The following is a 24,535-nucleotide window of genomic DNA, read 5'->3' as shown; positions in this document are numbered from 1 at the left end:
AAACCACTGAGTCGAGACGATCATGGCTACTGCCGCTACCACTTCGTCCGCGCTGCCTCCCGCGCTGGCGACCCAGCTGACCGAGTGGCCGGACCGCCGCGTGAACAGTATGCCTGGTGAACGAGCCGCCGGCACGCCCGGCGCCCCTGCCAGGGACGGCAAGCAGCCATCGCCATCGCTCGACGCAGCGCTCGAGCGCCTGACCGACGCGCTGCGCACCGCCTCGGTCAGTGTCCAGTTTGAAATCGACAGCACCAGCCACCGCGTCATCACCAAGGTAATGGACAAGACCAGCGGCGAGGTGATCCGGCAGATCCCGACTGAAGAGCTGGTGCGTATCTCCGATGCGATGACGCAATTGCAGGGCCTGTTCGTGAACCAGACCGCCTGAGCCGCCCATCGGACCTGGATTTGAAGTAGCACTCTGGAGTAGAAGACATGGCAACAATCTCTAACCTCGGCGTTGGTTCGGGGCTTGACCTGGGCTCGCTGCTCGACCAGCTCACCACCGCCGAGCAGGCACCGCTGACTGTGCTCAAGCAGCAGCAGTCCAGCTACCAGACCAAGCTGTCGGCCTATGGCCAGCTGCAGAGCATGCTCGCCGCATTCCAGGGAACGGCCAACCAGTTGTCCAAGCCCAGCTTCTTCAACGCAGCGACCGCTACCTCCAGCAACACCACCGTCATGACTGCCACGGGCAGCAACACCGCGGCTGCCGGCAGCTATGCGGTCAACGTCACCGCCCTGGCCCAGGCCCAGTCGCTGGTGAGCGCAGGCCAGGTCAAGCAGGATGCGGCGATCGGCACCGGCACGATCCATATCGATTTCGGCGCGATCAGCGGCGGCACGCTCGACTCCAACGCCGCCAGCCCCACCTATGGCAAGTACAGCGGCGCAGGCTTCACAGCCAATGCAGGCTCGACCGGCTTCGACATCACGATCGACAGCAGCAACAATACGCTGCAAGGCGTGCGCGACGCCATCAACAAGGCCAATGCCGGCGTCACTGCCAGCATCATCAACGATGGCTCCGGCGCGCCCTATCGCCTGGTCCTGAACTCGAACAATACCGGCGCGACCAACAGCATGCGCATCTCGGTCACTTCGAGCGACGGCACCAGCGCGCTTTCCAATCTGGTTGCCAACGATCCGGCAGGCACCCAAAACATGCAACAGACTGTCGCGGCCCAGAATGCGGCGCTGACCGTCAATAACATCGCGATCCAGAGCCCCAGCAACCAGGTCAGCGGCGCCGTGCAGGGCGTGACGCTCTCGCTGGCACAGACCGGCACCAGCAACATCACGGTCCAGCGCGACACCGCATCGATCCAGAACGGCGTGCAGGCCTTTGTCACGGCTTTCAACAACCTGCAGAACGCGGCCACCAGCCTGTCTGCCTATGATCCCGGCACGCAAACAGCTTCGCCCCTCACGGGAGACGGCGTGTTGCGCGTGATCCAGAGCCAGATCCGTGGCGTGCTCAACACGCCTCAGCCGGGCAGCGGGTCCAGCGCCATCACTGCGCTGACGCAGGTGGGCGTGACGTTCCAGCTCGACGGCACGCTGGCGCTGGATTCCACCAAGCTGACCAAGGCGCTGAATGACAACCCAAGCGGCGTCGCAGCCCTGTTTGGCAACGATGATGGCAAGAGCGGCTACGGCAACCAGCTGAGCACCACCATCACGGCGCTGACCAGCAGCAAAGGGGCGCTGACGGCCGCCACCGACGGCATCAACCGCAGCCTGAAGGACCTGAGCACCCAGTACAGCGCGACCCAGGACCGCATCAACGCCACCGTCGCCAACTATCGCACGCAGTTCACGCAACTCGACGTGATCATGTCGCAGATGAAGAACACCAGCACCTACCTGACGCAGCAGTTCAACGCCATGAACAACTCGTCGGGCAAGTAAGCCTTAACCGGGAGCCGAACGCCATGTACGCGCGCAACGCCATCAATGCCTATTCCCAGGTCGGGGTCGAGACCGGGGCCATGAGCGCCAGCCCTCACCGGCTGATCGTCATGCTGTTTGACGGAGCGCGCGCGGCCATCGCCAGCGCCCGCTTCCACATGGACGCCGGCGATATCCCGGCCAAGGGCAACGCGATCTCGAAGGCCATCGACATCATCGTCAATGGCCTCAATGCCGCGCTCGACCACCAGGCCGGCGGCGACATCGCCGCCGATCTGGAAACCCTCTATGACTACATGTCGCGCCGCCTGCTGCAGGCCAACCTGCGCAACGACGCAGCCCTGCTGACCGAAGTCGACGGCCTGCTTGCCACCCTGGCGTCGGCCTGGGCGCAGATCGGCGAGCAGCCACCGGCCGCCGCGCAGGCACAGGCGCCGGCCCCGCTGTTGGTCATGGAGAACTGAGATGAACCCGTTCAAACCAGAAGCCCCGAGCCCGGTCACCCGTGGCTACGAGGAATTGCTGCTGCTCTCGGAACAGATGCTGGACGCAGCACGCGCCGGCAACTGGGATGCCATGAGCGAGCTGCAGCAAGTCTATGTGGCGGAAGTCGACCAGCTGCGTGCCCTCCCTGCCCAGCCAGTGCCCTCCGCACAGGAGCGCACCCGCCGCTATCAGCTGCTCGAACGGATCCTTGCCCACGACGCCGCCATTCGCCAGATCGTGATGCCACAGATGTCGCGGCTGGAAGCGCTGCTGAGCAATTCCCGCCGCAGGCAGGAGCTCGGCCAGGCCTACGGCGTGCCCGTCTGAGCCCGAAGTGGGGCAGCGCATGCCTGCTTGCCTCGCCCCCGCCGTGGCCCCGGTCCATTCCCTGCCTGCCCGGAGCCAGCCAATGCGCCGCGATAGCGGCTTCCCGTCTTACTGGCTTGCATCATGACCGGCCTGCTCCTGCCTCCCGACGCCTCGCTGACACCGCGTCCCGATACGCAGACGCTGCGACCTACCCTTTCGGTCAACAAGCTGGCCGCGCTGATGCCGGCGCCCGACGTCACGCAGACAAATTCACGCAGCGCCGGCGAAGCCGGCAACGCGGCGATCCAGGGCCGGCTGGCTCAGGATGCCGGCAGTGTCCTCAACGGGAGCGGTCCGGCCGGCACCACCTCGACACGTGAAACACTGAGCTTCGCCGCCCGCACCATCCTCGACCTGCTCGGCAAAGGCGCGCAGAGCGCGCCCCGCACGACAGCGGTGTTGATGCCGGCACCGCCCACCGCGGCCAGGGCCGGCACGCTGCCTGCGGCCCTGGCGGGGCTGGTGGACCATAGCGGGCTGTTCTATGAGTCGCACCTGGCGGCATGGGTCAACGGTGCACGCACGCTGGCCGAGCTGAAAAAAGATCCGCAGGCGTCGCTGGGCACGCAGGCCCAGGATAGTCCGGAAGACACCCCCGGACGGCCGGTGGCGCTGCTGCCCGCCCCGCAACCCCGCCCTGGCCCGGGGCCATATCCGCTTCCTGCGACTGCCGCAGCCAGCATGGCCGACAGTCCCGCCGACACGCTTGCGCGGGCGCTCGCCATGCAGGCGGCGCCGCCCGGAGTAAAGGACAACGCCGGCCCTGAACACGCCCGCGTGACCACGCCTTACACGATGTCATCGCCGCACGATGCGGACACGCCCGACCAGGCCTTCGCCGCTCCGCGCGGCCCTGCCCACGGCCCGCAAACCGGCACCGGCCCGACGGCTACGCCACAACAAGGGGCCTTGCTCTATGAGGCCATGGCCCGGACCGGCGACGCAACCCAATCCCCGGCCCATGTGCACGCGCATGCGGACAATGTCCCGGCCAGCGCCCCCGCCGGCACCGCGCCCGCCGGCCCGGCCGTGCATCCAGGCGCAGAAGGGCTGGTCCGCCAGCAACTGGAGCTACTGGCCAGCCAGCACTTTCGCTGGACGGGCGAGGCATGGCCCGGCACGCACATGGCATGGGAGATTGTGCGCGACCCGACCGGAGACGAGGACGCGCGCGGTCCACGGCAGACGCAAACCTGGTCGACGCGCCTGCTGCTGGAGCTGCCCGAACTGGGCACGGTCGAAGCGCGGCTCTCGCTGTCGCCCGCCGGGCTCGGGGCGCGGCTCGTTGCCAATGCGCCTGATATTGCCGGGCGCCTTGACGATGCGCGCAGCAAACTGCGGGAACGTCTCGCGGCCAATGGTATCGAACTGGTTCAGTTTGCAGCAGATACCGCCAGGCCAAAGGGATCGTCATGAGCAACGGCGACCCGTCGCGCGGCGCCGCAGTGGCGCTGACGTATGACCACAAGGACGGCGCGCCGCGCGTCGTCGCCAAGGGCTATGGCGTCGTCGCCGAATCGATCATCGCGCGCGCGAAGGAGTCCGGGGTCTACGTCCACGACTCGCCGGCGCTGGTGAATCTGCTGATGCAGGTCGACATGGACTCGCATATTCCACCGCAGCTCTATGTCGCGGTAGCGGAGTTGCTGGCCTGGCTGTACCAGCTTGAAGAGGAGAAGGCAGCCGACCTCGCCTTCCGGCTCGCCCCCTGAGCGACGGCGCCTGGCCAGTGCCGGGGCGCCGGCCGCTCAGCGTAGTCCCGGATTCACGCGGCGGCCTGGATCGGCGCGGCATCCAGCAAGTCCCGCACCGCTGCGCCTACGCGTGCTACGTCTTCGCGGTGCAGGCTGAGCCCCGAGGGCAGGTTCACGCCATGTGCCGACAGCGTGTACGCCACTGCATTGCGCGCACGCGCAGCCTGGGCCATCGGTGCTGCGGCATAGGCATCAAGACTGCTGAGCGGGCTGAAGAACGGCCGGCAGTCGATGCCCTGCTCCCCGAGGTGGCGGATCACCGCGGCCTTGCCGCCCAGGCTGGCGGGCAGGATCGCCGTCACCATCCAGTAGGTATTGCGCACATTGTCCGCCTCGCTGTTGAGTACCACTTCGCCGCACCCCGACAGCTCCTCGCAGTACCAGCCGAAGATCTCGCGCTTGCGCGCCACCAGCTCCTCGGCGCGCTCGATCTGCGCCAGCCCCAGCGCGGCCTGCATGCTGCTCATCTTGTACTTGTAGCCAACCTCCCGGTTTTCGAACATCGTGTCGCCGGGGCGACGCCCATGGTCGCGCAATACCAGCACGCGCCGGTACACATCATCATCGTCGGTGATCAGCATGCCGCCTTCGCCCGTGGTCAGCGTCTTCGAGCCGTGGAAGCTGAACGTGCCGGTGACGCCAAAGGTGCCGGCGGCGCGGCCGCGGTAGCGCGTGCCGGCAGCTTCCGCGGCGTCTTCGATGATGGCGATGCCGTGGCGCCGTGCCACCTCCTGCAGGGCAGCATAGTCGGGTACATTGCCATACAGGTCGACTGGGATCACGGCCCTGGTGCGCGGCGTGATGCAGGCCGCAAACGACTCGGCAGACAGGCACCAGCTGGCCGGATCGATGTCCGCAAACACAGGCGTGGCGCCAACGTAGCTGACCGGCGCCGCACTGGCAATCCAGGTGCAGTCCGGAACAATCACTTCGTCTCCCGGGCCCACACCGAGCGCCAGCAGCGACAGGTGCAGCGCCGATGTGCACGACGGCAGCGACACCGCGTACCGCACGCCGTGGTACTCGGCAAAGGCCCGCTCGAAGCGCTCGTTGTAGATGTTGGCATTGGCGTACCAGGCATTGGTCACCGCATCGGTGACATAGGCGATCTCCTTTTCGGTGATAGACGGGCCGGAGACAGGGATGCGCTTCATGGTGTTCGGAATCAGAATGGCGGCGGGATGGCGGGACGGCTTTGCAGCGCTCAGAGATAGAAGACTTCCAGCTGCCGGCCCTGCCACTCGGGAATGGCGCGAATGGCCTCGCGCGAGATACGCGGGTTCAGGCCAACGTACACATGTCCGACGTGCTCCGGCAACACGGCCGGTGCGATCACGTCGCGCTCCAGGCGCTTGCGCCCCTGCAGGTGTGCATTGCGGTCGATAAAGCATTCGACATGCGACATCGACGCCAGGTTGGCCGCAATGAAATTACCGAAGAACCCCGCGCCGTAGATTGCGCTGGCCGCATTGGCCGGCTGGCTGCGCTCGAAGGCCCGGATTCGCGAAGCCACGCCGGACCAGTACGCCGACATCTCCGTGGCCGCGCGCCGCAGTTCCGCAATAGCGGCGGGTTCCGGCTTGACCGGCCGGGCCGTCCCGGAAGCGCCCAGGCGGGCGATGACGACGTAGGCGGAGTCATGCGCGCGGGCGTCGACCTCGACCCGGTCGAAGCCCTGCGCGCTCAGCAGGTAGTGCAGCGACTCGGCCGTGAAATGATTGACGTGGTCGGCCACCACGAAATCGGAAGGGCTCTGCTGCACATTCGGCACGATGAAATAGAAGAGGCCGCCGGGCTTGAGCAGTCCTTTGATATTGGCCACCGCATGCTGCAGCGACGAAATGTGTTCCAGGGCGTAGAACGACAGCACCACATCCATCGTGCCCGCCCAGGCCGGATCTGTCTGGTGCGAGGCCCAGCCGGGCTGGCCGGGAAATTTCTTCCAGAACGTCTGGTACTTGTCGGTCACGTCGAACAGGAACGGCCTGACTTGCGGAGCACGGCCCACCACCTTCTTCAGCGTCGGCGCCTTGGCGCAGCCGTAGTCGAGGATGCGGCATCCGTCAAAGAGATCCAGCTTGGCCAGCAGCACTTCAGCCTGGTGATCGGCGCGGTAGACCGGCCGGCCGTCAACGATCTGGTAGAGCTGGTCCTCGTCGTCGGATGTCAGGTTGATCTCGTAGACGTTGGCATAGTAGTCAGCGGCGTTCTGCAGCTCGGCCGTCTGCAGGTGTCCGCAATGACCGCACAGGAAGACACGCGTGCGTCCCGGCACCATGATGTTCATGGTAGTGATGGAGCTGTCTTCCGCCGATTCGTAGATCGGCGTTGCCAGCGCGTTCCCGCAGACGTTGCAAGAACAGGTCATGGTGACTCCTCGGAGAAATATTCTGGGAACAGCGCCTGGACTTCGGTTCCCGCGGTGATCGAGGCCTTCCACCCCAGTCGCATACCATAGGCATCGCGGAAATTAAACAGGCGCGATTGCATGGACCAGCGCGGCCGGCCCGAAACGTTGTAGCCGGACTGATGGATGGTCAGGTAGTCCATCAGGATCAGGTCTCCGGGCCGAGTAAGCGGCGCAATCTGCCGATAGCCTGCAGCCACCGCCTCGTCATCGGCGATCCCGATCTTGTAGGCGCCGGCCTTGGCGGCCCCGGCGCCGGTCCGGTTGACCTTGCGGATGCCGTCACGATGAGAGCCGACGCAGACCACCACCGGGCCCATTTCCGGCGTCACGGCTGCCAGCGGGCTCCAGAACACGATGCCGTCCACGCTTTGCGGCTGGAAGATGAATTCCTGGTGCCAGTGGCTGCGAAAGCGCTCCTCATTGGGGCGATCGATGCGGATGCCGTAGCTTGCAGTCCCGATTCCGGCGAAATCCGTGCCGCGCATCGCCCTGAACAGCGCCTCTGACTTTTCGGCGCAGACCAGCCGCACGAATGCCGGGATCTGCTTGACCAGGTCATAGACCTCGCCGCCGAAGGCACGGTCCACGGCTGCCAGCGCGTTGTATCCGGCATCGAAATGCGCAGGGGAGAAGGCTTCGCGCTCCAGCGCGATCCCGTGCCGGGCGGCGACCAGGCCGATGATCTCGTAGATGGCCTGCTGGACCGGCAGTATCTCGCGCTCGACGTCATAGAAGCCCGGCAGCACCAGCACACCGTCGCGCGCAAATTGCTCGCGCATGGCATCGGTCACGATCGCGCTCATTGGAATTCCTCCGCGTCATCGCTGCGTTCAATTATCACTTTGTCGATCCGTCCGCCAATCTGGGCGCCGATATACAGGCACTCCGCGTAGTGCGGAGGGAACCCCGCGGCCTTCATGGCCGCGGCGGTGGCATCGATGTCGTAGGGCACGCGATGCAGTGTCACCGCGTCGTCTGCCAGCACGGCAAAGGCCGCGCGCGGATCGCCGTCGCGCGGCTGGCCGACCGAGCCCGGATTGCAGTATTGCCGCCCGCCGAAGGCGGCCAGCACCTGCACGTGCGTATGCCCCGAGAAGAGCCGGCGCGCCTGCGCGGGAATCGTTGCCTCGCTGATGCGGTAGAGGTACTGGTCAAGCGGGTCTTCGCATCCGCCATGCACAAAGTGATTCGCGCCTTCCACCAGCATCGGCAGCGAGCCGGACAGCCATTCCACTTGCTCGGGCGTTACCACGCAACGCTGGTAGGTCATGATCTCCGACACCACGCGCGAACGCGGGCAAGCCAGCCCTTCCACCATGTAGTGATCGTGATTGCCCATCAGGTTGATCACACCGTGCGCGCGCAACAGGTCAATGCATTCGCCCGGCTGCGAGTAATAGCCCACCACGTCGCCGAGCGAAATGAAGCGGCGGCAGCCCAAGTCGGAGGCAGCCGCAAGTACGGCCTTCAGCGCTGGCAGGTTGCCGTGCACATCAGAGAGAATGCCGATCATGGATGACAAGATCCTCCGAGTAGCGCCAGGCCCGCCCCCGCATCAGTACGGCTTCATCGGGACGCTGGCGGTGCACGTAGTAAGCAAGGCTCATGGCGGCTTCGTTGTAGCCGAATGCGGCGCGCAGCGAGGTGCTGCTGGAAAAGCGCGGATTGATTTCCAGCAGGAAGATGCGGTCGCCCTCCTTACGGAACTGATAGTTGGTGGGCCCGAGCGGCATGAAGTGCGCGCAGAGGGCACGCGTGGCGCGCTCAATGGCGGCATCGCTCACCACCTCGGCGTAGCCCGTATTGCCCGCCGGTGACAGGCGCCGGCGCAGCACCACCGGTGCCAGCATGTCGCCCTCACCCAGGCCAAAAGCTCCGACTGTGTACTCCTCGTCATCGCTGCCGACGATGCGCTGGATCATGAAGCCCGCCCCAGACTTGCGCCGCCAGTAGCTGAAATCCGTCTCGTCCTGCAAGCGGACGATGCCGCGCCCGGCGTTGCCATGCCGCGGCTTGAGCAGCAGCGGCGGCGGACCAAGCCGCGCCGTGCATGCAGCCCAGTCGCCATCGAGCATTCCCGGAATCGCCAGCGCTGCCAACTCGCCGCCAGCACGCTCCAGCGCCTGTGCCAGCGCCCATTTGTCCTGGCCCAGAGCAATCAGCCCGTCCGTGTTCAGGCACAGGGTGGTGCCCATCGCGGCGAACGCCGTGCGATGGGCGGCCAGGTATTCCACATCGATCTCGATGCCCGGGATCACGAGCTGCACGCGTTCCGCAGCCACCAGTTCGCGCCAGAAAGCAAGATAGCCAACATCCTGCTCGGCGCAGGATGGCTTCGGGTAGAAGGCATCGCACAGGAATGCGCCCATCGAACCTGCATTGCGATCCACGCCGACCACCCGCACGGCCAGCCCGCACTTGCGCAGGCTCCGGACAATGCCCTGTCCGATGATTGCGCCGACGCCGGTGACGGCCACGGTCACCGGCCTGGCGGCAAGCGCTGTCGTCATGCCGGCTTTACCTCCATCAGCAGGCCCACGCACAGATCCGGGAAGTCGATGCCGACCTTCAGCATGGCTTGGAGGTTGGCCGCCATGTCAGGCAGCGTCTTCAGCACAGCGAGCGGCAGCGGCTTCAGGTAGATGCCTTCCTCGTGCACCACGGCGTAGCCATGCTCGCGCAGCAACGCGCGCAGCGTGTCGCGGCAGAACTGGCGCTGGTGCCCCAGTGCGATATCGTTGGCATTCAGGCTATAGATGTCGTCGATCAGGCCTAGCTCCAGGCCCAGCCTGCGGTTCATCGACTTCGCATTCGGCACCGCTACGAACATCCGCCCGCCCGGCTTCAGGAAACGCCGGAAGCGCGCCAGGAGGAGCCCCGGATCGTCGACGTGCTCGAGGATAAAGCCCATCACGATCACGTCGAAGCGCTCATCTGTCTCGAACGCCTCGAAGTAGGCCTCGATCACCTCGGCCTGGCTGTCGGGATGATTGCGCCGGAACTGCCCGATCACGGCGGGCGAGCCTTCAACGATCACATGGCGGTCGGTGTGGGCACTGAAGGTTTCAGTGGTGAAGCCGTGCCCAATGCCCAGTTCTAACAGGCTCCCGCAATGGCCGAAGCGACCCGTTATCCGCGTGGGATACCAATGCAGGACCAGGTCGTTTTCCACCGAAGTGGCTCCGTTGGGAAAATACTCCGAAGAAACGGCGTCAAGCCTGTTCATGATCGATTCCGGTTGACGCCCCGGCCAGCCGCTGCCCGGCGCACACCTCGCGCCAGGGTTCGGTGCCGGAGCAGATATGGCGGACGCCGTCGCGTCCGCAGTTGGCCACGAGGTCGAGCCCGGTGACATAGGGCGTAAATTCACCGTGGCGCTGGGGATAGGGGCTGAGCCGGTAAGCCATGTACTCGACTGCAATGCCGGCCTGCTCGAACAGGCTGTGGTCGAGATAGTTCCTTGCCCCGTGCCCGGTCACGTAGCGTGTTGCATCCAGGCGCCGGCACAGCGCGACGACGCGTTCGCTGCTGCCTCCCGGCACGCCCAGCGTCGACGAGTCCAGGAAGGTCCTGCCGGCTTCCAGCCCGAAGTAGCGCACCAGGGCCATGGTGGAGGCCCGCGAAAGCTCCGAAAGATATCGCGCCGGCACCGAGAAGACTTCGTCCACCAGCGCCAGCATGTCCTGCAGGTAGGGTGCACCGCGGTAGGCCTGGCGCAGCAAGTCCCGATGACTGGCCCGCCAGTCGGTACGGTCATCCAGTTCGAGTTCGCCGATCAGGCTGCCCAGGTGCCGCCCACGCAACGGCGCCGTCATCCAGTGCATGCCGTCGCGCATCTTGACCTGCACCCTGCTGACGCGGTTGGCCGCGCCGTACGAGAACTGCACGTCATCGTAAAAGACATAGGTATCGCTCAGCCGGACCTGTTCCAGCATGCCCACCCACGGAAAGTACATGGGCTGCGAGATGACCAGGCTATGGCAAGCCTTGGGCATGTCAGGCGCCGCCATGACCGAGCATCCTGATCGCTGGCACCGCCACCGCAAAGCACGCGCCCCACTCGCGCACGTAGGCGTGCTGGGCCTGGACCTCGCCGGCGATATTCCACGGCAGAATCAGCACCACGTCCGGGCGCGCCTCGCGCAGGTGCGCGGGGTCGACCACGGGGATGCGGCTGCCCGGCAGGAAACGGCCTTGCTTGGACGGCGCGGCATCGCAGACGAACGGCAGCAGGTCCGGCCGCACGCCCGCATAGTTCAGCAGCGTGTTGCCCTTGGCCGCCGCGCCGTAGGCCGCCACCTTGCGCCCCAGGCGCTTTTGCTCGATCAGGAACATGACCAGCCCGTCCTTGACCGCATCGGCACGCGCCTGGAAGCCGAGGTACGTCGCCAGTCGGCGCAAGCCGAATGCCTCTTCGGCTTGCAACAGCGCCGCAACAGCCGCGGAGGAAGCGCGCGCATCGTCGGCATGGCAACCGTAAACACGCAGACTGCCGCCATGGGTCGGCAGCGCTTCGACATCCAGCACCCGCAGGCCTGCGCTCGCAAAGATCCGCTGCACCGTGTACAGCGAGAGATACGAAAAATGCTCGTGGTAGACGGTATCGAACTGCGTATGCTCGATCAGCTGCATCAGGTGCGGGAACTCCAGCGTGATCGTGCCGCCGGGCTTCAGGGCTGCCTTGAGGCCGCGCGTAAAGTCATTGATGTCCGGCACATGCGCGAAGACATTGTTCCCGGCAATAAGATCCGCCTGCCGACCCTCGGCCGCCAGCCGCTCACCCAGCGTCAGCCCGAAGAACTCGCGCAGCGTCGGCACGCCGATGGCTTCGGCAGCCTGCGCGGTACTGGCAGTCGGCTCGATGCCCAGGCACGGGATGCCGGCGGCAACAAAGTTCTTCAGCAGGTAGCCGTCGTTGGAAGCCACTTCGATGACGAAGCTCTCCGGCCCCAGATCGAGGCGGCTTGATATATCGCTGGCATAGGCAGCCGCATGCGCGAGCCAGGTTTGCGAGGTCGACGAGAAGTACGCGTAGTCGCGGCTGAACAGCGCGTCGGCGCGCGCATAGTCTTCGGTCTGGACCAGCCAGCAGCCGGTGCACACATGCAGCCTGAGCGGCAAGGTTGTTTCCGGCGCCAGGAGCTCGGCCGCGCTCAGGTAGGCATTGGAAGGCGGCGCGGAGCCGAGATCAAGGAAGACATGATCGAGGGCTGCATTGCAGTGGCGGCAGTTCATGGAATGAGGCCGGCAAAGCCGGTGCTGAGAAGCGGATGGGAGCGGTCGCGTGCCGAGAGGTCGGTCACCGGCAGCGGCCAGCGGATACCAAGCGCGGGATCGTCGTGGCGCACGCCGCCTTCAGCCTGCGGGGTGTAGGGAGCGGTGTGCAGGTACAGCAACTCGCTGTCGGCCTCCAGCGCCTGGAAGCCATGTGCGCAGCCCTCCGGAATCACCAGCATGCGCGCATTGCCGGGACTCAGCTCCTCGGCATGCCATTGCAGGAAGGTCGGCGAACCGGCGCGCAGGTCGACCAGCACGTCCCAGACACGGCCGCGCAGGCAGCGCACCAGCTTCATCTCGGCATGCGGCGCGTGCTGGAAATGCAGGCCGCGCAGCGCCCCGGCTGCGCGCGTCAGCGAGTGATTGGCCTGCACCACGCGGCGCTGACCGAAGACCTCGGACAGCGCGTCGATGCAGAACAGGCGGGCAAAGGCGCCGCGATGATCCGCGAAGGGTTCTCCCTGGACCAGCGCCGCGCCGCTGATTGCAAGCGGCATCACGTTCATGAGGCCACCCAGTGCACGCCGGCCGCAGCGGCCGCGGCGATGTAGGCATCAATCTGTCGGCAAGTCGGCACCGTGCCGCCAGCCTGCTCGCGATACCAGGCGGCAGTCGCTGCCAGCGCCTCGCCAAGCTGCCAGGCGGGCTGCCAGCCAAGCCTTGCCCGGGCGAGCGAGCTGTCCAGATAGAGCAGGCCGGCTTCATGCGGCTGCGCGGCGTCGGACACCCGCCAAGCCAGCTCCGGCCAGTGCGCCTGCATCAAGTGCAGGACGGCTTCGACCGTACGGTTGTCCTGCGCAGACGGGCCGAAGTTCCAGGCCGCCGCACAGGCCTGGTCGCCTTGCAGCAGGCGCTGGCCGAGCAGCAGGTAGCCGGCCAGGCAATCGAGCACGTGCTGCCACGGCCGCGTGGCCTGGGGCGAGCGGATCTCCAGCGTTTCGCCGCGGCGGGTGGCACGCACCAGATCGGGAATCAGGCGGTCTTCGGACCAGTCGCCGCCGCCGATGACGTTGCCGGCGCGGGCAGTCGCCACCAGCTGCGCGCCATCCACACCGAAGTAGCTCTGGCGATAGCTGGCCGCGACCAGTTCGGCGGCCGCCTTGGATGCGCTATAGGGATCATGGCCGCCGAGGCGATCGCCCTCCCGATACCCCCAGTCCCATTCCTGGTTGGCGTAGACCTTGTCGGTGGTGACCACGACCACGGCGCGCACGCAGCGATGGCGGCGGCAAGCTTCCAGCACGTTGGCCGTGCCCATGACATTGGTGGACCAGCTTTCCAGCGGATCGCGGTAGGAGCGGCGCACCAGCGGCTGCGCCGCGAGGTGGAAGACGATTTCCGGCTGACACTGCGCCACCGCGGCGTCCAGCGCCGGCAGGTCCCGCACGTCGCCGCGCAGGTCGGTGGCCGGCACCTCCAGCAGTTGCCAGTGGCCGGGCGTGGTCGCGGGCGGCAGCGCATAGCCGGTCAGTGCCGCGCCGAGCTTGCTCAGCCATTGCGCCAGCCAGCTGCCCTTGAAGCCGGTGTGCCCGGTCAGCAGGACGCGCCGGCCTGCGTAGACGTCGCCGAACAGTCTCACGTCCACACCTTCCACGGCGGAGTGCCGCCGGCCCACAGGTTCTCCAGGTGGTTCTTGTCGCGCAGGGTATCCATGGCCTGCCAGAAGCCGTGGTGCATGTACGCCTGCAGTTGGCCCTGCGCGGCCAGGCGCATCATCGGATCGCCCTCCCAGATGCTGGCGTCGTCGGCCACCAGGTCGATCACGGAGGGCTCGAGCACAAAGAAGCCGCCGTTGATCCAGGAGCCGTCCCCCGCGGGCTTCTCCTGGAAGCTGTCGACCGAGGTGCCTTCGACATTGAGCGCACCATAGCGGCCTGGCGGCTGGATGGCCGTGACCGTCGCCCGCTTGCCGTGCGCGAGATGGAAGTCCAGCAACGCGCGGATATTGATGTCGGACACGCCGTCGCCGTAGGTAAAGCAGAACGGCTCGTTGTCCAGGTAATCGCGCACGCGCCGCATGCGGCCGCCGGTCATGGTGTGCTCGCCGGTATCCACCAGCGTGACGCGCCATGGCTCCACATGGCGCTGGTGCACCTCCATGCAGTTGTGCTTCATGTCGAACGTCACATCCGACATGTGCAGGAAATAATTGGCGAAGTACTCCTTGATGACGTAGCCCTTGTAACCCAGGCAGATCACGAAGTCGTTGATCCCATAGTGCGAATACGTCTTCATGATGTGCCACAGGATCGGCTTGCCGCCGATCTCGATCATGGGCTTCGGCCGCAGGTGCGATTCCTCGGAAATGCGCGTGCCGAGTCCGCCGGCAAGGATCACTGCCTTCATGCCGCGACTTCCTCTGCCGGCACCGGCATGCCGGTGATCTCGAACACTGACGGCAGCGGCTGCGCCTCAAGGAGGGCGATGTCCAGCCCGAACGCTTCCTGCAGGAAGTCCGCGAGCGCAGTCTTGTCCTGGCCGCATTCGTCCAGGCGCGCCAGCAGCAGGCGATACAGCGGCAGCGAGTATTTGCGCAGCGTCGCGCTCTCGATCAGCAGTTCCAGCGCCGTAGTCGTGTCGCCCTGCATGTAGGCGACTTCGGACAGCGCGTAAGCGACCAGCCAGTGCTTGCTCCAGCGGGCGGAAATGTTCTCCAGCACATTCGCCAGCCCGTCGGCATTGCCCGCTTGCAGCGTGTTGACCACGGAGACGATGATCTCTTCCATGGCATGCCAGCGGCCGCCGAAGAACACGCCATCGCCGGCCGGCCGCTCAAGCTTCCCGGGCTGCCGGTAGCTGCTGGTCCAGCTGGCGACTTCGCCCTCGAACCAGCGGCAGAAGGCGGCGGCGTCGAACAGCGGGCTTGCCTCGAAGCGCTGGCGGATCGACAGGCGCAGCGCATTGAGCTGCGCCACGTCGGCAGCCAGGCTGGCGGCTGTTTCCACATACTGCTCTTCCGTCAGGCAGCCCAGACCGGCCAGGCCAACCGACGCGACGATGGAGGCCGCAATGCGCTCGTGGCTGGCATGCCCGCAGAAAGTGACCACCGGCACACCCATCCACAGCGCATCGCACGCGTTGGTGCCGCCGGTGACGGGCGAGGTATCGAGGACGATATCGATGCTGTGGTAAATCAGGTACTGGTTCTCGCCACGCCGCGGCACGCAGATCACGCGGTCGCTGTCGATGCCGGCCTGCTCCATGCGCGCAAGCAGCGGCTGGCGCACGGGATCCTTGTCCAGGCCCGCGCACTCCAGCAGCAGCTTGCTGCCCGGGCAGCGCGCCAGCACCTGGCCCCACATCCGCAAGGTCCGCGCGCTGATCTTGGCAAGGTTCACGCTGCAGCCAAAGGTGACATGCCCGGCCTCCAGTGCCGGCGTCGGACGCGGGCGGTACGCCATGGCATAGGCGTCCAGTGGTCGCCCCACCAGCGGGAAGTAAGCCGCCGACACCACCGGGGCGCGCATCAGCTGTTCCGTGTAATAGGCCTCGTGGCCTTCGGGATCGGTCACGTTGTCGACCAGGCGGAAGTCGATCTCAGGCATGCCGGTGGAACCCGGGTAGCCGATCCACGTGATCTGCCGGGGAGCCAGGCGGTGCGCCATGTACTGCAGCGGCGAATTGCGCGAATAGCCGCCCATGTCGATCATGACGTCCAGCCTCGCCTCGCGAATCAGGTCCGGAATGCTGGCGGCAGGCGTCGCAGAGATATCGACAAAGTGCTCGGCGTAATTGCGGATCTTCTGCGTGATATTGTCCTTGCGCCCGTTCAGCGCATAGACGAACACTTCGATCCTGGTGTGGTCAAGATTTGCCAGGAACGGGATGATGAAGTACGCGCACGCATGCGCGTAGAGATCGTTGGAGAGCATACCCAGCCGGATACGGCCGGTGTCCTTCGGCGCTTGCAGCGGCCTTGCCGGCCCGGGCGCCTTCATCAGCGCCGCACAGGCCTGCGCTTCACGCAGCAAGTCCTGCGGCGTGGTGGCCTCATCGAACATCATCGTGTAGAGCAGGTTGCTCCGGATCGCCGCCTCGGCCGGCGCCGCCGCGACGGCTCTGCGCTGCGCCGCCAGCGACTCCGCGATCGCACCGGTTTCCTTCAGCGTGTTGGCGTAATTCGACAGCAGTCCGGCATCCGAGGGCTCGAGCTCGATAGCCCGGCAGATCGCATCCTTGGCGCCCTGGTAATCCTGCACCGTATACAGGAGCGTCGAGTAATTCGCCCACGCCATCCAGATCGACGCATCGATCTCGAGCGCAGCCTCCATCACTTCCCTGGCCGCCTCGTAGTGCCCCAGGTCCATCATGACCTTGCCCGCCAGGACCCGTACGCGCGCATTGTCCGGGAACACTGCCTGTGCCTGTGCCAGGATGTTCTTCGCTTGCTCCAGCGTGCCGAGCGACATATGCGACAGCGCGCGCCAGCAGTAGGTGTTCGGGTTCTTCTTGTCGAAGCGCTCGGCCTGCTCGGCCTGCCGGATGCAATCGTGGTACCGCTGCGCGGCAAAGCTTGCCTCGGCCTGGCTCAGGTAGCGGGATACCCGGGAAGCATAGTAATTGTTCTGCATGAGGTGACAACCAGGAATCAGGATCGTGCCAGCGCGCCGGCACCGCATGCACCGGCGCGGTTGCGCCAGGCTTTCCGGCTTGCGATGCCTCAGACCGGCATATTCATCATCTCCTGATACGCCGCCACCAGACGGTTCCGCACCTGCACCCCGGTCTGGAACGACACGTTGGCCTTCTGCAGGTCGATCATCACGTCATTGAGCGCCACGCCCGGCTTGCCCAGCTCGAACGCCTCGGCCTGGCCGTAGGCGCGGTCCTGGGCGGCGTTGATGCGGCCCAGCGAGCGCTGCAGCTCGCCGGCGAAACCGCCGCCGACCGGCGCGGCGGACGGGCTGGCGGTGTTGCCCGAGGCTGCCTGGGACATCCCGCGCAGTTGCTGCAGCATGCCCTCGATGGAAGAGATAGTGGTCATTTGGCTCGTCGGTGGCTTGTCGTAGGCCGGCGTACCGGCTCGGTTGTTGTTCTGGCGCGCCCCTTGCATCACATGCCAGCCTGCCGGCAAGCAGGGCCTCAGGCGGTTCGCACCCAGTTTCAGCCCCCGCAGAGTACCCGCCGCCCGCGCCGGCCCATGGGCCGAAATCGGACAAAAAACCGGGTCTATTCACCGGATTGTCGGGCTCAAGTCTCGCCGATCATTGCCACCGTGCCGGAAAAGCGCGGGCGATCGCCCTGCGCGGGTGCCGGCAGTCACCAGACAACCATCGATTCGGGAGTACGCGTGTTTTCTCTCCAGCGTAATGTGAGCCGTGCCGTGAGCCGAGCCGACGACCAAGGCGGTCAACATCGCCCATGCCGTCGCGAGCGCCGCGGCACCGGATCCGGAGCACACGCATGACCGCGGCCGTGGCTATGCCCGGGCGCCCTACCGAAATGCTGGAGCGCCTGAAGGCCAACCCGAAGCTGCCGCTGATGCTGGCCGGCGCGGCGCTGGCCGCCGCCATCGCGGTGGGCGTGCTGTGGTCGCGCAGCCCGGACTACAAGGTGCTGTACAGCAACCTGTCCGAGCGCGACGGCGGCGCGGTGCTGCAGTCGCTGCAGCAGATGAACGTGCCGTACAAGTTCGCCGAAGGCGGCGGCGCGGTCATGGTGCCGGCGGAGAAAGTGCATGAGACACGCCTGCGCCTGGCTTCGCAGGGCCTGCCCAAGAGCGGCACGGCCGGCATGGAGCTGATGGACAATCAGAAGTTCGGCATCAGCCAGTTTGCCGAGCAGGTCAACTACCAGCGCGGGCTGGAAGGCGAGCTGGCGCGCTCGATCGAATCGATCGCGGCGGTGCAGTCCGCCCGCGTGCACCTGGCCATTCCCAAACCGACGCTGTTCGTGCGCGAGCGCCAGAAGCCGACCGCATCGATCGTGTTGCAGCTGTACCCGGGGCGCGCCATCGATGAAGGCCAGGTCGCTGCAATCGGCCACCTGGTGTCGTCGAGCGTGCCGGAACTGACACCCAAGTCGATCTCGATCGTCGACCAGCACGGCAACCTGCTGTCGAACACCGGCAACGAGCGCATGCTCGACGCCACCCAGCTCAAGTACGTGCAGGCGCTGGAGCAGAACTACCTGAAGCGCATCGAAGCGATCCTGACGCCGATCCTCGGCAAGGACAACGTGCGCGCGCAGGTGACCGCCGACGTGGATTTCTCCATCGTCGAGCACACCGACGAGAGCTACAAGCCCAACCAGGACCCGACCCGCACGGCCATCCGCAGCCAGCAGACCAGCGAATCGACGCAGCAGGGCGCGACGCCCCCGGGCGGCGTGCCCGGGGCGCTGTCGAACCAGCCGCCCGCTGCCGCGGTCGCGCCCGTGACCACGCCGCAGACGCCGCGCGCGGGCCAGGCGCCCGGACAGGCCGGCGCCCCGGCCGCGGGCCAGCCCGGCCAGCCAGGCCAGGCGGCGCAGGGCACCACTGCCACCGCTTCCAGCGGCCCGAGCAGCAACCGCCGCGACTCCACCGTCAACTATGAGCTGGACCGCTCCGTGCGCCACGTGCAGCAGGCACCGGGCGGCGTGCGCCGGCTGTCGGTGGCGGTGGTGGTCAACTACCGCCAGCAGGCCAATGCCAAGGGCAAGCTCGTGGCCGAACCGCTGCCGCCGGCGCTGCTGGCGCAGATCCAGAACCTGACCAAGGAAGCGATGGGGTTCTCGGCCGACCGGGGCGACTCCATCAACGTGGTCAACAGCCCGTTCACCGCCGAGCGCGAAAAGGTCGAGCCCGAACTGCCGCTGTGGAAGCAACCCGACATGATTGAACTGGGCAAGACCCTGGCCGGCTACCTGCTGCTGGCACTGCTGGCTCTGTTTGCGTGGTTCAAGGTGGCGCGCCCGATCCTGCGCCGCTACACCACGCCGCCGCTGCCGGCGCCGGCGGCCAAGGACGAAGCCGAGGCGGTGCTGCTGCCGCCGGAGGAGCCGGCCAGTCCGGAAATCCTGCGGCTTGCCGCCAAGTATGAAAGCGACCTCGCGCTGGTACGCGACGCCGCACAGCGCGACCCGCGCCTGGTCGCCAGCGTGATCAAGAACTGGATTGCAGATGACAACCGCTAAGGGCATCTCCAAGGAGGTCCAGGCCAGCGGCCTGCAGAAGAGCGCCGTCCTGATGATGGCGATCGGCGAGGATGCCGCGGCCGAGGTGTTCAAGCACCTGTCGCAGCGCGAAGTGCAGGAGCTGGGCTCGGCCATGGCCACGCTCAGCTCGGTCACCCGCGAGGAAATGGCCGGGGTGCTGGGCGAGTTCCGCTCGGAGACCGAGCAATACCTGGCCCTGAACGTCGACTCCAACGCCTTTATCCGCAGCGTGCTGAACAAGGCGCTGGGCGAGGAGCGCGCGCAGTCGGTGATCGAGGACATCCTGGAGTCGCGCGATCCGGGCGGCGGCATCGACTCGCTGAACTGGATGGACTCGACCGCGATCGCCGAGCTGATCCGCGACGAGCACCCGCAGATCATCGCCACCATCCTGATCCACCTGGACCGCCAGAAGTCGTCCGAAGTGCTGGGCCTGTTCACCGACCGCCTGCGCAACGACGTGATCCTGCGTATCGCCACCTTCGGCGGGGTGCAGCCGGGTGCGCTGCAGGAGCTGACCGACGTGCTGACCAAGCTGCTGGCGGGCCAGAGCCTGAAGCGCAGCCGCATGGGCGGCGTGCGCACCGCGGCCGAGATCATCAACCTGATGAGCACCGCGCACGAGGAGGCTGTCATCGACGGCGTGCGCCTGCACGACGGCGACCTGGCGCAGAAGATCATCGACGAGATGTTCCTGTTCGAGAACCTGATGGAGGTCGACGACCGCGGCATCCAGCGCGTGCTCAAGGAAATCGCCACCGAGTCGCTTATCGTCGCGCTCAAGGGCGCGCCGCAGGAACTGCGCGACAAGTTCATCCGCAATATGTCCACCCGCGCCGGCGAGATGCTGCGCGAGGATCTGGATGCGCTGGGCCCGGTGCGCGTGTCGCAGGTCGAGGCCGAGCAGAAGGCCATCCTGCAGGTGGTAAGACGCCTGGCGGATGCGGGCGAAGTGCAGATCGGCGGAGGCGACGATGCCTATGTCTGAGGCAAAGCCTGAGCGCGGCCAGGCCGCACGCCGCGCGCAGCGCGGCGACCCGCTCTCTTCCCTGGCCGGCAACGGCACCGCCGCCGAGCCTGGCGGCTTTGCGCCGTTCGAGCCCCCGCGCCGCGCGCGCGGCGGCGGCGCCGGCTGGCAGCGCTGGCAGATGGGCTCGCTCGACCCACGCGATGCCGAGCCGCCAGAGGCCCTGGCCGCCATACCCGCCGAACCCGCACCGCCGCCGATCGACTTCGAGGCCCTCGACGCGATGCGCGAAGGCGCGCGCAAGGAAGGCTATGCCCAGGGCTACACCCAGGGCCAGACGCAGGGCTACGGCGACGGCCACCGCGAAGGCTATGCACGCGGCCTGGAAGCCGCCCGCAACGAGGCCGCGCAGCTGCAGGCGCTGGCCGGCAATTTCCGCAGCGCGCTTGGCGGCGTGGACGACCAGGTCTCGCGCGCACTGGTGTCGCTGGCGCTGGACGTGGCGCGCCAGCTGGTGCGCTCGGCGCTGGCGGAAGACCCCTCGGTATTGCTGCCGGCGGTGCGCGAGCTGCTGACCAGCGAGCCCGCGCTGTCCGGATCGCCCAGCCTGCTGCTGCACCCCGACGACGTGGCGCTGGTGGAAGCCCACCTGCACGGCGAACTGGCCGCCGCCGGCTGGACCGTGCGCGCCGATCCGTCGGTGGCGCGCGGCGGCTGCATCGCCAGTGCCGCCAGCGGCGAACGCGACGCCACGCTGCCCACACGCTGGACCCGCGTGGTCAAGGCGTTGGGCCGCGACGATCCGTGGGAGCCGCCGCATGCCTGACACCACCGCGCAAGCCACGCCCACGCCGATTGCAGACGCGGCGCTGGCCCACACGCAACGCTGGGTCGGCGCGCTGAACAGCGCCGCAGCCGGCATTGCCGGGCTCGACAGCAAGCGCAGCTGCGGCCGCCTGACGCGCGCCGCCGGGCTGGTGCTGGAAGCCGTAGGCCTGCGCCTGCCGGTAGGCAGCGACTGCCTGATCGAACTGCCCGCGGGACAATTCACCACTGACAGCAACGCCCCGCGCACCGCTGAAGCGGAAGTGGTCGGCTTTGGCGCCGACCGCCTCTACCTGATGCCGCAATCCGACGTGGTGGGGCTGTTGCCGGGCGCGCGCGTCTACCCGCTGGAGCCGTCGCCGCAGCCGGCCGGCACCGCCACGCCGCGCGAGCCAGGCTCCAAGCGCCTGCCGGTCGGCGCCGGGCTGCTGGGCCGCGTGCTGGATGCCGCGGGCCGTCCGCTCGACGGGCTCGGCCCGCTTGCCGCCGCCATGGAAGTGCCGCTGGCCGGCGAGCAGATCAACCCGCTGATGCGCGCCCCGATCGAGACTGTGCTCGACACCGGCGTGCGCGCCATCAACGGCATGCTGACCGTCGGCCGCGGCCAGCGCATGGGCCTGTTCGCGGGATCGGGCGTGGGCAAGAGCGTGCTGCTCGGCATGATGGCGCGCTATACCAGCGCCGATGTGATCGTGGTCGGCCTGATCGGCGAACGCGGCCGCGAAGTGAAGGAATTCATCGAGAACATCCTCGGTCCCGAGGGCCGCGCACGTGCCGTCGTGGTGGCCGCGCCCGCTGATACCTCGCCGCTGCTGCGCATGCAGGGCGCGGCTTATGCGACGCGGCTGGCCGAGTATTTCCGCGACCAGGGCCAGCACGTGCTGCTGATCATGGACTCGCTCACGCGCTACGCCATGGCCCAGCGCGAGATCGCGCTGGCCATCGGCGAACCGCCCGCCACCAAGGGCTATCCGCCCTCGGTCTTTGCCAAGCTGCCGACGCTGGTCGAGCGCACCGGCAACGGCCCCGAAGGCGGCGGCTCGATCACCGCGTTCTACACGGTGCTGACCGAAGGCGACGACCAGCAGGACCCGATCGCCGATTCGGCGCGCGCCATCCTGGACGGCCATATCGTGCTGTCGCGCAGCCTGGCCGAAGCGGGCCACTACCCGGCCATCGACGTCGAAGCGTCGATCAGCCGTGCCATGACCGCGCTGATCCCGAACGAGCAGTTCGGCTCGGTGCGCCGCTTCAAGCAGCTGATGTCGCGCTACCAGCGCAACCGCGACCTGATCAGCGTAGGTGCCTACATGCCGGGCAACGACCCGGAACTGGATCTGGCGATCCAGCTGCACCCGCGCATGGAAGCCTTTTTGCAGCAGGATATCCACGAGCGCGCCGGCTACCACGACGCCATCGCCCAGCTTCACCGCCTCTTCGACAGGAGTGAACATGCTCAAGCATTCACCGCTTAATACGCTGGCTGACCTGGCCCAGACCGATACCGACACCGCCGCACGCGAGCTGGGGCGGCTGCAGGGTCTGCGCACGCAGGCGGAGCTGCAGCTCAACCAGCTCACCCAGTATCGCCAGGAGTATCGCGCGCGCATGCAGGTGGCAGCCGCGCAAGGCATAAGCTCCAGCCGCTGGCAGGACTTCTCGCGTTTCCTGGATTCGCTCGACCAGGCCATCCGCCAGCAAGGCGCTGCGGTGGCCAAGGCCGAAGCGGATCTGCTGGCCGGCCGCAACCGCTGGCAGCACCAGAAGCGCCGCCTGAATTCGTTCGACACGCTGATCGCGCGCGCCGAAGCGAAGGAAGACCAGGTCGCCGCGCGCCGCGAACAGCGCGCCAACGACGAATACGCCGCCCGCCTGGCCCGCACCACGGCCAGCCGGCTGAGCGAAGCCTGAGCCTCATCGGCCAGGCCTGACCCCGCAGCGACCCCCCCATGATCGATATCAGCCAGATTGTCAGCAGCGCCGCCAATGCGGTAGCAGGCGCCAGACGCGCCACCACCGAAGCGGCCGCGAGCGGCTTCGGCGACGCGCTGTCGCGTGCCAGCGAAAACAACAAGTCCGCCACGCCGACGCCTGCGGCTAAGGAGACGGCTGCGTGCGACCAGCCCGCATCGCGCCCGGCCGCGGCGCAAGCCGATGCCGGCAAGCCACAGCAGGCCGCCGCAAGCGGCAAGAAGCCCGCGGTCGGCCAGAAGGATAAGGACAAGGATCAGGAAGACACCACGGCGGCAACGCCGTCAGATGCTGCCGCCGCCGCTGCAGCCGCCGCACTGGCGCTGATGCTTCCCGCCACCGCGCCCGCCAGCCCGGCCGCCACGCCGGCCGGCGCGGCAGGCACCGCCGTTGCCGGCGTTACCGATGGCGGCGGCGCCGCGGCACTGCAGGCGGCGCTGGCAACTGCCACGCAAACCCCTGCGGCGGATGCCCGGGCTGAAGCCAGCCCGGCTGCTGCCGTGCTCCCGCCGGACACGCTGCACGTGGCGACCACCGAAGCCCGGCCCGCGCAGCCTTCGGTAGCCGACACGCTGGCCACCATCGCCTCGCAGCGCGCCACGATTCAGGCCGGCGCCACCGCAGGCACCGACGGCAAGGCCGGCACCACGCAGGCCGTCGCGGGCCACGTGCCCGCCGCCCAGCTACAGGACACCTCGGGTGAGAACGCCGGCGGTTCGGGCAACCGCCCTGACAGCGGCATCGGCCAGCACCGCGCCGATCCGCTTGCCGCCAGCACCGGCACGCCGGATGCCAAACCCGCGGCAATGCCGTTCGCCGCCGCGCAGGCTGCCGCCCGTACCGGCGAAACTACCGCGGCCAGCCCCGACAATACGCAAGCGCTGGCCGCCGCGCTGGCCGGCCAGCCAACCCCGTCGGCCGCCGCCGCCGCGGCCGCTGCCGTCAGCCGCCCCGTGGTCGCCCCGCCGCTGTACGACAGCCAGTGGCCGCAGGCCCTTGGCCAGCAGATGATCCGCCTGGGCACGCAAGGCCAGCAAAGCGCCGAACTGCAGCTGAACCCGCCCGACCTGGGACCGCTGAAGGTGGTGCTCAACGTGGTCAACGACCAGGCCCAGGCCCAGTTCGTCTCGCCCCACCAGGCCGTGCGCGCCGCGGTGGAAGCAGCACTGCCGCACCTGCGCACCGCGCTGTCGGAAAATGGCATCCAGCTTGGACAGACTTCGGTGGGCGCAGACGGCTTTACCGGCCAGGCGGGCAATGGGAACGGACAGCAACGGCAGGCGCCGGGAAATGGGCGGGGGCAGTTCAGTCTGGGCACCGGTAACCTCGCATCTGCTGAGCCGGCACCAGCGGCCATCGCTGCGGCTCGGCCCATGCGAGTGCTTGGGCGTGGTGAAATCGATACGTTTGCCTGAGCAGACGCTG

The 24,535-nt window shown here is 67.2% G+C and carries 25 protein-coding genes; 12 read left to right on the top strand and 13 right to left on the bottom strand.

The window, feature by feature from the left end; all coding sequences use genetic code 11:
- Positions 1–22: 22 nt before the first annotated feature.
- From ACZ5MJ_RS27025 to ACZ5MJ_RS27000, 6 genes are all read left to right on the top strand, one after another.
- Positions 23–391, top strand: coding sequence for a flagellar protein FlaG (locus tag ACZ5MJ_RS27025; RefSeq protein WP_464223995.1), 369 nt, complete (start codon positions 23–25; stop codon positions 389–391).
- Positions 392–438: 47 nt separating this feature from the next.
- Positions 439–1,914 carry a flagellar filament capping protein FliD gene (gene fliD / locus ACZ5MJ_RS27020; RefSeq protein WP_464223994.1) on the top strand — a complete coding sequence of 492 codons (1,476 nt, stop codon included), beginning with the start codon at positions 439–441 and terminating at the stop codon, positions 1,912–1,914.
- A gap of 23 nt (positions 1,915–1,937) precedes the next feature.
- A complete protein-coding gene (gene fliS, locus ACZ5MJ_RS27015; RefSeq protein ID WP_464223993.1) occupies positions 1,938–2,378 on the top strand; it encodes a flagellar export chaperone FliS in 441 nt (146 codons plus the stop codon).
- A gap of 1 nt (position 2,379) precedes the next feature.
- Positions 2,380–2,727, top strand: coding sequence for a flagellar protein FliT (locus ACZ5MJ_RS27010; RefSeq protein ID WP_464223992.1), 348 nt, complete (start codon positions 2,380–2,382; stop codon positions 2,725–2,727).
- Positions 2,728–2,850: 123 nt separating this feature from the next.
- Positions 2,851–4,185, top strand: a complete 1,335-nt coding sequence (gene fliK, locus ACZ5MJ_RS27005) for a flagellar hook-length control protein FliK (RefSeq protein WP_464223991.1) — start codon at positions 2,851–2,853, stop codon at positions 4,183–4,185.
- Entirely contained in the window at positions 4,182–4,481 is a 300-nt protein-coding gene (locus ACZ5MJ_RS27000; RefSeq protein ID WP_464223990.1) for an EscU/YscU/HrcU family type III secretion system export apparatus switch protein, read from the top strand. The genes fliK and ACZ5MJ_RS27000 overlap by 4 nt, the downstream gene beginning before the upstream one ends.
- 53 nt (positions 4,482–4,534) lie before the next feature.
- On the opposite strand, the gene ACZ5MJ_RS26995 is transcribed toward ACZ5MJ_RS27000, so the two are convergent.
- From ACZ5MJ_RS26995 to fliE, 13 genes are all read right to left on the bottom strand, one after another.
- Positions 4,535–5,677, bottom strand: a complete 1,143-nt coding sequence (locus tag ACZ5MJ_RS26995) for a DegT/DnrJ/EryC1/StrS family aminotransferase (protein ID WP_464223989.1) — start codon at positions 5,675–5,677, stop codon at positions 4,535–4,537.
- 50 nt (positions 5,678–5,727) lie between these two features.
- A complete protein-coding gene (locus tag ACZ5MJ_RS26990) occupies positions 5,728–6,891 on the bottom strand; it encodes a class I SAM-dependent methyltransferase (protein ID WP_464223987.1) in 1,164 nt (387 codons plus the stop codon).
- Positions 6,888–7,736: a phytanoyl-CoA dioxygenase family protein gene (locus ACZ5MJ_RS26985; RefSeq protein ID WP_464223986.1), complete on the bottom strand. Its 849-nt coding sequence runs from the start codon at positions 7,734–7,736 to the stop codon at positions 6,888–6,890. The genes ACZ5MJ_RS26990 and ACZ5MJ_RS26985 overlap by 4 nt, the downstream gene beginning before the upstream one ends.
- The gene (locus ACZ5MJ_RS26980) at positions 7,733–8,446 is read right to left on the bottom strand and encodes a metallophosphoesterase family protein (protein WP_464223985.1); all 714 of its coding nucleotides are present in this window, start codon (positions 8,444–8,446) and stop codon (positions 7,733–7,735) included. Before ACZ5MJ_RS26980 ends, ACZ5MJ_RS26985 begins: the two co-directional genes overlap by 4 nt.
- Entirely contained in the window at positions 8,427–9,443 is a 1,017-nt protein-coding gene (locus ACZ5MJ_RS26975) for an ATP-grasp domain-containing protein (protein ID WP_464223984.1), read from the bottom strand. Before ACZ5MJ_RS26975 ends, ACZ5MJ_RS26980 begins: the two co-directional genes overlap by 20 nt.
- The gene (locus ACZ5MJ_RS26970) at positions 9,440–10,159 is read right to left on the bottom strand and encodes a class I SAM-dependent methyltransferase (RefSeq protein ID WP_464223983.1); all 720 of its coding nucleotides are present in this window, start codon (positions 10,157–10,159) and stop codon (positions 9,440–9,442) included. Before ACZ5MJ_RS26970 ends, ACZ5MJ_RS26975 begins: the two co-directional genes overlap by 4 nt.
- On the bottom strand, positions 10,146–10,943 hold the full coding sequence (locus ACZ5MJ_RS26965) for a WbqC family protein (protein ID WP_464223982.1): 798 nt from the start codon (positions 10,941–10,943) through the stop codon (positions 10,146–10,148). Before ACZ5MJ_RS26965 ends, ACZ5MJ_RS26970 begins: the two co-directional genes overlap by 14 nt.
- On the bottom strand, positions 10,930–12,168 hold the full coding sequence (locus ACZ5MJ_RS26960; protein ID WP_464223981.1) for a methyltransferase domain-containing protein: 1,239 nt from the start codon (positions 12,166–12,168) through the stop codon (positions 10,930–10,932). Before ACZ5MJ_RS26960 ends, ACZ5MJ_RS26965 begins: the two co-directional genes overlap by 14 nt.
- A complete protein-coding gene (locus ACZ5MJ_RS26955; protein ID WP_464223980.1) occupies positions 12,165–12,716 on the bottom strand; it encodes a dTDP-4-dehydrorhamnose 3,5-epimerase family protein in 552 nt (183 codons plus the stop codon). Before ACZ5MJ_RS26955 ends, ACZ5MJ_RS26960 begins: the two co-directional genes overlap by 4 nt.
- A complete protein-coding gene (rfbG, locus tag ACZ5MJ_RS26950) occupies positions 12,713–13,795 on the bottom strand; it encodes a CDP-glucose 4,6-dehydratase (RefSeq protein ID WP_464223979.1) in 1,083 nt (360 codons plus the stop codon). The genes ACZ5MJ_RS26955 and rfbG overlap by 4 nt, the downstream gene beginning before the upstream one ends.
- Positions 13,786–14,556 (bottom strand): glucose-1-phosphate cytidylyltransferase, encoded by a 771-nt coding sequence (gene rfbF / locus ACZ5MJ_RS26945; RefSeq protein WP_464223978.1) that lies wholly within the window; start codon positions 14,554–14,556, stop codon positions 13,786–13,788. The genes rfbG and rfbF overlap by 10 nt, the downstream gene beginning before the upstream one ends.
- Positions 14,553–16,781, bottom strand: a complete 2,229-nt coding sequence (locus ACZ5MJ_RS26940) for an O-linked N-acetylglucosamine transferase, SPINDLY family protein (protein ID WP_464223977.1) — start codon at positions 16,779–16,781, stop codon at positions 14,553–14,555. Before ACZ5MJ_RS26940 ends, rfbF begins: the two co-directional genes overlap by 4 nt.
- 89 nt (positions 16,782–16,870) lie before the next feature.
- Complete coding sequence (fliE, locus tag ACZ5MJ_RS26935) at positions 16,871–17,194, bottom strand: flagellar hook-basal body complex protein FliE (RefSeq protein ID WP_464223976.1); 324 nt, start codon at positions 17,192–17,194, stop codon at positions 16,871–16,873.
- Between the two features lie 419 nt (positions 17,195–17,613).
- Between fliE and fliF the strand changes: the two genes are divergently transcribed.
- Genes fliF through ACZ5MJ_RS26905 form a run of 6 tightly spaced genes read left to right on the top strand, consistent with a single transcriptional unit; the run spans position 17,614 to position 24,525 of the window.
- Positions 17,614–19,326 carry a flagellar basal-body MS-ring/collar protein FliF gene (fliF, locus tag ACZ5MJ_RS26930; RefSeq protein WP_464223975.1) on the top strand — a complete coding sequence of 571 codons (1,713 nt, stop codon included), beginning with the start codon at positions 17,614–17,616 and terminating at the stop codon, positions 19,324–19,326.
- Entirely contained in the window at positions 19,313–20,335 is a 1,023-nt protein-coding gene (fliG, locus tag ACZ5MJ_RS26925; RefSeq protein ID WP_464223974.1) for a flagellar motor switch protein FliG, read from the top strand. The genes fliF and fliG overlap by 14 nt, the downstream gene beginning before the upstream one ends.
- Positions 20,322–21,140 (top strand): flagellar assembly protein FliH, encoded by an 819-nt coding sequence (fliH, locus tag ACZ5MJ_RS26920; RefSeq protein ID WP_464223973.1) that lies wholly within the window; start codon positions 20,322–20,324, stop codon positions 21,138–21,140. The genes fliG and fliH overlap by 14 nt, the downstream gene beginning before the upstream one ends.
- The gene (gene fliI / locus ACZ5MJ_RS26915; protein ID WP_464223972.1) at positions 21,133–22,614 is read left to right on the top strand and encodes a flagellar protein export ATPase FliI; all 1,482 of its coding nucleotides are present in this window, start codon (positions 21,133–21,135) and stop codon (positions 22,612–22,614) included. The genes fliH and fliI overlap by 8 nt, the downstream gene beginning before the upstream one ends.
- Entirely contained in the window at positions 22,592–23,050 is a 459-nt protein-coding gene (gene fliJ / locus ACZ5MJ_RS26910) for a flagellar export protein FliJ (RefSeq protein ID WP_464223971.1), read from the top strand. The genes fliI and fliJ overlap by 23 nt, the downstream gene beginning before the upstream one ends.
- A 38-nt stretch (positions 23,051–23,088) precedes the next feature.
- Positions 23,089–24,525, top strand: coding sequence for a flagellar hook-length control protein FliK (locus ACZ5MJ_RS26905; RefSeq protein WP_464223970.1), 1,437 nt, complete (start codon positions 23,089–23,091; stop codon positions 24,523–24,525).
- The last annotated feature ends 10 nt before the right edge of the window (positions 24,526–24,535 follow it).

The sequence above is a fragment of the Cupriavidus sp. LA-1 genome (assembly GCF_055385985.1).
This window is presented reverse-complemented; position numbering and strand designations above follow the sequence as displayed.

Excerpts from the sequence above, each read along its gene's own strand:
- fliJ (WP_464223971.1), top strand. The coding sequence starts at position 22,592 with ATGCTCAAGCATTCACCGCTTAATACGCTGGCTGACCTGGCCCAGACC.
- fliI (WP_464223972.1), top strand. The coding sequence starts at position 21,133 with ATGCCTGACACCACCGCGCAAGCCACGCCCACGCCGATTGCAGACGCG.
- ACZ5MJ_RS26990 (WP_464223987.1), bottom strand. The coding sequence starts at position 6,891 with ATGACCTGTTCTTGCAACGTCTGCGGGAACGCGCTGGCAACGCCGATC.
- fliD (WP_464223994.1), top strand. The coding sequence starts at position 439 with ATGGCAACAATCTCTAACCTCGGCGTTGGTTCGGGGCTTGACCTGGGC.
- ACZ5MJ_RS26995 (WP_464223989.1), bottom strand. The coding sequence starts at position 5,677 with ATGAAGCGCATCCCTGTCTCCGGCCCGTCTATCACCGAAAAGGAGATC.
- ACZ5MJ_RS26980 (WP_464223985.1), bottom strand. The coding sequence starts at position 8,446 with ATGATCGGCATTCTCTCTGATGTGCACGGCAACCTGCCAGCGCTGAAG.
- fliH (WP_464223973.1), top strand. The coding sequence starts at position 20,322 with ATGCCTATGTCTGAGGCAAAGCCTGAGCGCGGCCAGGCCGCACGCCGC.
- ACZ5MJ_RS26960 (WP_464223981.1), bottom strand. The coding sequence starts at position 12,168 with ATGAACTGCCGCCACTGCAATGCAGCCCTCGATCATGTCTTCCTTGAT.
- ACZ5MJ_RS26940 (WP_464223977.1), bottom strand. The coding sequence starts at position 16,781 with ATGCAGAACAATTACTATGCTTCCCGGGTATCCCGCTACCTGAGCCAG.
- fliS (WP_464223993.1), top strand. The coding sequence starts at position 1,938 with ATGTACGCGCGCAACGCCATCAATGCCTATTCCCAGGTCGGGGTCGAG.
- fliG (WP_464223974.1), top strand. The coding sequence starts at position 19,313 with ATGACAACCGCTAAGGGCATCTCCAAGGAGGTCCAGGCCAGCGGCCTG.
- ACZ5MJ_RS27000 (WP_464223990.1), top strand. The coding sequence starts at position 4,182 with ATGAGCAACGGCGACCCGTCGCGCGGCGCCGCAGTGGCGCTGACGTAT.
- fliE (WP_464223976.1), bottom strand. The coding sequence starts at position 17,194 with ATGACCACTATCTCTTCCATCGAGGGCATGCTGCAGCAACTGCGCGGG.
- fliK (WP_464223991.1), top strand. The coding sequence starts at position 2,851 with ATGACCGGCCTGCTCCTGCCTCCCGACGCCTCGCTGACACCGCGTCCC.
- ACZ5MJ_RS26955 (WP_464223980.1), bottom strand. The coding sequence starts at position 12,716 with ATGAACGTGATGCCGCTTGCAATCAGCGGCGCGGCGCTGGTCCAGGGA.
- ACZ5MJ_RS27010 (WP_464223992.1), top strand. The coding sequence starts at position 2,380 with ATGAACCCGTTCAAACCAGAAGCCCCGAGCCCGGTCACCCGTGGCTAC.
- ACZ5MJ_RS26905 (WP_464223970.1), top strand. The coding sequence starts at position 23,089 with ATGATCGATATCAGCCAGATTGTCAGCAGCGCCGCCAATGCGGTAGCA.
- ACZ5MJ_RS26985 (WP_464223986.1), bottom strand. The coding sequence starts at position 7,736 with ATGAGCGCGATCGTGACCGATGCCATGCGCGAGCAATTTGCGCGCGAC.
- fliF (WP_464223975.1), top strand. The coding sequence starts at position 17,614 with ATGACCGCGGCCGTGGCTATGCCCGGGCGCCCTACCGAAATGCTGGAG.
- rfbF (WP_464223978.1), bottom strand. The coding sequence starts at position 14,556 with ATGAAGGCAGTGATCCTTGCCGGCGGACTCGGCACGCGCATTTCCGAG.
- ACZ5MJ_RS26970 (WP_464223983.1), bottom strand. The coding sequence starts at position 10,159 with ATGAACAGGCTTGACGCCGTTTCTTCGGAGTATTTTCCCAACGGAGCC.
- ACZ5MJ_RS27025 (WP_464223995.1), top strand. The coding sequence starts at position 23 with ATGGCTACTGCCGCTACCACTTCGTCCGCGCTGCCTCCCGCGCTGGCG.
- ACZ5MJ_RS26965 (WP_464223982.1), bottom strand. The coding sequence starts at position 10,943 with ATGGCGGCGCCTGACATGCCCAAGGCTTGCCATAGCCTGGTCATCTCG.
- ACZ5MJ_RS26975 (WP_464223984.1), bottom strand. The coding sequence starts at position 9,443 with ATGACGACAGCGCTTGCCGCCAGGCCGGTGACCGTGGCCGTCACCGGC.